The organism is Faecalibacterium sp. An77, assembly GCF_002161315.1.
In the GTDB taxonomy this organism is placed as follows: Bacteria; Bacillota; Clostridia; order Oscillospirales; family Ruminococcaceae; genus Faecalibacterium.
The window spans coordinates 1-5477 of sequence record NZ_NFHK01000082.1 but is presented as its reverse complement, the minus strand read 5'-3'; the positions used below and the strand labels follow the sequence as shown (position 1 = coordinate 5477).

Below are 5477 nucleotides of genomic sequence, written 5' to 3'. Positions count from 1 at the left end.
CGCAAAGGGTGCCGATGCCAGCGCTCTGTGTTTCAGTGTGATCGAGACAGCCAAGCACAATGGTCTGGATCCCTTTGGTTACCTGCTGTTCCTGCTGCAGGAGCTGCCCAAACTGGGCGAAAATCCTACCGAGGAACAACTGGTTCCGCTGCTCCCTTGGGCTGAAAGCCTTCCCGAGTATTGCAAACTCAAATAATTTCAACCGATTTGAGCTCCTCATGGGAGCTCTTTTCTTTATCCCTCACGGGGGATTATGGAGCGCTTACATTTTAACTGATTTGAGCTCCTTATGGGAGCTCTTTTGTTTATCCCTCACGGGGGATTATGGAGCGCTTACTAATCTTCCGAAGAAAACAAAAAATCCGAACCCTTCTCCCACAGGAAAAAGGTTCGGATTTTTCTGATTTGGTGGACCTAGTGGGATTCGAACCCATGACCTCTCGGATGCGAACCGAACGCTCTCCCATTTGAAGACAAAAGAAGCCCCCATGATACATACGTTATAAATGCAAAAACATCGGTTATACGTTTTATTCTTGAAAAATGGAGAAATAGATATGCAGTTTGTATTTGATTCAGTCCAAAACCTCTTAGGAGCTGGCAAAATTGAGTTGCAGATGAGACTCGAACGAGCAAGCGAGTGTAGCTTGAAGATGGCACTGATAATCGAATGAGCAGCGAATAAGCCACATACCAATTAGAAAAACAACTGTATATGCGTAAAATTTTAAAGCTGTTCTGCAATGTGGAAATGGTGGGGAGCCAAAGCTGCTGTTTGAGTACGCACCCTAAATGAGATTTTGAGGGATTATTTCAAAGAAGGCTTTCTATCCCATAGACGCACCATGAATCGAACATGAGCAAAGACTTTTTGGGACACCATATAATGGCAGAATATCTCACTAAAGTTGATAGTCTTTATGCAACAACAGACTCCGAAGAAAGCATGAAAGGGAAAGGTCTTTGAGTTTCTATATATCCTTTGCTGGTTTGTAGTTGGAATAGATCAATATGCCGATTACGGATACCTCGAAGTCTTGGTATGACACGATTCAACTAAAGTGGTCAGCGCCTCCATATTAAAGCAATTACAATCATTCAATTCTGATGGAGGTGTCGCTGCACGCATGAACCGCGCTCCTGAGCCCATCGGTTACATACCCCCGCAACCGGGCCTTGAAGATGCGCTTCAATACGCTACACAAATCTTTAATTTTGTAAGTCTAAATTGGGCGACCATTCTTTTAAGAGCTTTTGCTATGCATTGCTATAGAGCAGTAATTTTAAAATCATTTAGAACCCAAGCAAACCAGTGTCTCTTGGAAAATATATGTCAAATTCACCGCAGTTTTCATCCACAAAAACAATACGTTTCCCCAAAGCTTGTGCAAACCCTATTTCATAGATCGTAGTAGGACCAATATAGCCTTCACTGTTACAAATAATCACTGCGTCTGCATCGTATATCGCCTTAGTATGCTTGTGTTCTATCCAATATGTTTCTCTCTCATTAATGATTTTTTCGCCATGAAATAGCACAAAGCTTTCATTAAAAACGCTTTCATACTGCAGGCTTTGAGGGCTTAGTACTTCAATATCTTTCTTTCGACAATAATTATACACCTCTTTGACAAGTCCAAGATGCTTTCTGAAGCTTCCACAAATCACCACTCTTTGAAACTCTTTTTTGCATACTCCATACAATATAGAATCGGTTAATGCATTTGTTCGAATTAAATATAAGTTCCTTATACTCAAAGGCACAATATTAAGATTAACCCCTAATTCCATATAAAAGTTTTTTCTTATCGTTAATGCCGTATGGGGATCCAGATCAAATTGAACGCTCCAATAAACCCGAATATGCAAAGGTGATATATTATTACATCTTATGATCTTTGAAATAGTACGAATTAACTCTTCTTGCGTTGAAGAAGATGTTGACAATTCAGTATTGATTTTTATATGCAGAAACTCTGTGAATTTTTCGCTTATATTATCGAACACTCCGGAAAAAAGCGTACCATTGTATATTTCTAGCAACAAAAATTTTTGATCTTTTCTTCCCATCATTATACCCCCACGATTTTAATATGATTCCAATGTTCATGTGGTATACAATAGAGACGATCTTCATCTTTGTTACTTTGCTCATCTTGCGGATCGGTCCAAAATACTATTGTTTTTCTAAGTGCAGATGCATAATAGATTTCACATGCTGTACTTCTTCCGATATATCCATCCTTATTACATACAAAAAGAATATCACAATCATCAATCGCTTTTAGATGTGCATACTCTGATTTGGTCGTAATAGGGAATAATTGGTCCTCTTTATCAAACTGTGGGCTAGTAATCTTTGCGCCCAATTGTTCAATTGATTTTGCTGCTTCAGCAAAATACTTTACATGAGAAGGTTGAGTGCTACCACTAAGTACTACATTATAGATATAGCTATTAATGCTTCCGTGTATATTAAGCAAGTCAGAAGGAATGATTAATTTAACATTCAGCAACTCAAATATTGTTTCTAACAATAAATGGCCAAACTTAAAGCCGTATATTCTTTTTTGCTTCGACTCATCGAAGCCTCTCGATAAAAGCTCTTCTCTAAAATTAACTGTAAACAGTTTTTCATGATTAGCTTTTTTGTAGTTTTCAAAGTTAATAATATATTGATGTTCTTTTATTGATTCGTTTGGATTATGAACAAGTGGATAGTTAAACTCTTGCATAAAAGAGAGTTCATCTTTTATTATTATTGCTTTTCCTACTTTAATTCCTTGGAGTCCACTTTTAATTCTTCTTTTTATTTGATTTTTTAAATATTCAATGTTTTCCTCAGTTAAAACTTCATGCATTTTTTTGGAGTTAACGAGGACTTGAACATCTGTTAGACTATACGTTAAAGATGTGGAGTCGAGTTTTCCGGCTGCGGTTAGCGTCATTATATCTACATAGTTTCTTCCTATATTAATAATTGCAGTATCTGAAGAAAGGTCACCAAACAGTTGCGAAAGGTTCCGAACCGTTTGTTCCGGAGTTAAAATATTAAAATACAAATTTGTCTTTACATAAAATTCTCGTATAAAATCTTTTAAATCAGTTTCAGACTGAAATAAATCAGCAAATTTAGAATCAACGATAACTTTAACAAGGAAACTATCGGGGAATGTTTTAACCAAGTCTTGGATATTAGTAATAATTTCATCGAAATAATTTTCCGAGCTTGGTGATGCTTGATAGCTTATAACGCGATCTTCTTTAAGGGAATTGTCATCATTAACCCTAAAAAGTCTACATGTAGTCACTCCAATGTTAATTAGGTATCCAATTCCCTTCTTTGTTTTATCCATTTACAACATCCTCAATAGCTTTAAACAAACTTTCTAAAGAATCTTCAAACACCTCAAAACCCATCAGAATGCTATCTATCTGCTCGGTAGTTTGTGTACGTAAAGTTTCTGTTGCGTCTGAATGATTGAGGTCATCTAGCAATTTGTCTTTTATTTCTTGAAAAGTTTTCTTAAATGCGTCTCGTGCACTTTTTACTTCCCACTTTGCAGAACTTAACTCAGTTAGGTCGATATTTGCCACAGAGGGATTGTGAGTTGACTTTCTTATAATTTGATAAATGCTTTTTATTGCATCTTGCACGGTTTGTTCCTCAACTTCGCCGGAGGCAGTAACAATTTTATACTTTTTATAGTCATCTAAATTGATTAGTTGAGTAAAACTCTCAGGATCATCCGAATATTTTTTCCAAGTGTCAGTAATAATTTCTCTAAGCTTTTTGATAAAAGCTTCAATTTTATAATAATGTAAATCTTTAGGATACTGTTCGTAACGCAGCACATTTGTGTCAAAAGGCGCTTTCGTCATATCATCTTTAATAATAACCACCGGCTTGCGCATGGTCATTCTAAGTCCTAGTTCATACATTACATTTGGATTGTTTGTGCTCATATCACAAACAATAATGTCGCATTTTAATATATTGCTAATAATTGTAGAGTGAATAACATCTGTTTTTGTCTCTAACCAAACGGGAACTGGTGCGAATTTCTCAGTTTTAGAGATTGCCTCTTTAATTATATTTAAAACATTTACCCAATGTTCTTCGGTATAACCAGGACAACTAGAAATGGGCATAATAATTCCACATGTTTTCGGTGTATCTGCACTCATCTATCCTCAACTCTTTTCAATATTTTTTTGCAGATGTTTTTTACATTGTATCACATTTCTATATAAATGTGAAGTTCCTCCAGACTTATTTGTATGATATAGCTATTGCAACGGTGTACAAAGGGAACATAATAATGGACTGCCAATCTTAAACAAAGTACCGCCCAAACGAGACTACGGGCGGTATTTTTTGTATCCTGGCGGAGAAAGGAGGAATTTCCCACGGGGGCTTGACTGAAAAGTTGAACCCCCTTTTTCATGCCCAAAAACAGGAGGTAAATGCTTATGGCAGATGATAAAATTACAAAAATGCCGGAGCAGCCGGTAACGGATACCGGGCCGGGTAAAGGGAACCCGTCCGAGCCAGAGAAAACGCCTACTTCCCCGGAGGCCGAAAAAGAGACGGAACAGCAGTCAGCGAGCCCGCAGGTGTCCGTCTATGACTTCGCTGAAATTGTGAAAGGAAAAAAGGCCGAGGAACGGGCGGCAGTTTCCGGCAGGGAAAGGCCTGCCCCGGCAAAAACGGAGAACCCGGAAAAGCAGCTGCAGGCCCCGAAAAAGGCTGAGGGAAAACAGGAAAAGCCCAAAGAGCCCGAGCAGCCGAAGCGCCGGGGCCGTCCTCCGAAGGAGGATAAGGACAAGGACGCCGCTCCGAAGCCCTCGCACAGAAAAAGTCGGAAAATGCACCCAAAGGGAAACCGGAGAAAAAAGCGGCTCCCACGGTGCAGGCCGCTCCCGCTCCGAAGGAACCCGAGGGGCCGAACGATTTCCACGCCTTCAAGAACCATCCCTTTGAGGTTCGGGACGATGAAGAAATGCGGGCTATGGTGTACAGCGTAAAGGACAAGGGCGTTACCCAGCCCGCTATCGTCCGTCCCCGTGAGGATGGCGGCTATGAGATCGTGTCCGGCCACCGCCGCCAGAAGGCCAGCGAGCTTGCCGGATATGAGGATATGCCCTGTATCGTCCACAATCTGACGGACGGTGAAGCCATTACGCAGATGGTGGAGGACAATCTGAACCGGCGTGAAGAAATCCTCCCAGCAAAATGACTTGATTGAAAAATCTCAAAACTGAATCAACTATTGATTGGAATTAAACGGCAGAAAAAGCGTTAGAATAAATTTTGCGTAACCCGAACAGCCTTGCTTGCTGGTACAATCCTATTGGTGAAATAAAAATAGTTTCATCACAGACGGTTATATGGTTGTGCCGATTTCCGAAACATAGTAACATTGAAATACTAACTGGGGCTGAAAGTGGCAAAATTGCTTGCTTGGTTTCCATTC

Annotated in this window: 5 protein-coding genes and 1 pseudogene; 2 read left to right on the top strand and 4 right to left on the bottom strand. The window is 39.6% G+C overall.

Features of this window, described 5'->3' with window-relative positions; translation table 11 throughout:
* Positions 1–196, top strand: a 196-nt coding sequence (locus B5G28_RS15205) for a transposase domain-containing protein (RefSeq protein WP_144265573.1), incomplete at its 5' end; no start/stop codon positions are given.
* Between the two features lie 1097 nt (positions 197–1293).
* Here the strand turns inward: B5G28_RS15205 and B5G28_RS14620 are convergent.
* The 3 genes from B5G28_RS14620 to B5G28_RS13995 are packed head-to-tail and all read right to left on the bottom strand — an operon-like array spanning position 1294 to position 4188.
* A complete protein-coding gene (locus tag B5G28_RS14620; protein ID WP_158099641.1) occupies positions 1294–2070 on the bottom strand; it encodes a nucleoside 2-deoxyribosyltransferase in 777 nt (258 codons plus the stop codon).
* Positions 2071–2072: 2 nt separating this feature from the next.
* A complete protein-coding gene (locus tag B5G28_RS14615) occupies positions 2073–3356 on the bottom strand; it encodes a hypothetical protein (RefSeq protein ID WP_144265571.1) in 1284 nt (427 codons plus the stop codon).
* The gene (locus B5G28_RS13995; protein ID WP_144265570.1) at positions 3349–4188 is read right to left on the bottom strand and encodes a hypothetical protein; all 840 of its coding nucleotides are present in this window, start codon (positions 4186–4188) and stop codon (positions 3349–3351) included. Before B5G28_RS13995 ends, B5G28_RS14615 begins: the two co-directional genes overlap by 8 nt.
* A 279-nt stretch (positions 4189–4467) precedes the next feature.
* Here B5G28_RS13995 and B5G28_RS13990 point away from each other — a divergent pair.
* A pseudogene (locus B5G28_RS13990) lies at positions 4468–5237 on the top strand (ParB N-terminal domain-containing protein); the annotation flags it as partial.
* A 46-nt stretch (positions 5238–5283) separates the two neighbouring features.
* Here B5G28_RS13990 and B5G28_RS14885 read toward each other — a convergent pair.
* On the bottom strand, positions 5284–5477 hold a 194-nt coding region (locus B5G28_RS14885; protein WP_204228883.1), incomplete at its 5' end, for a hypothetical protein.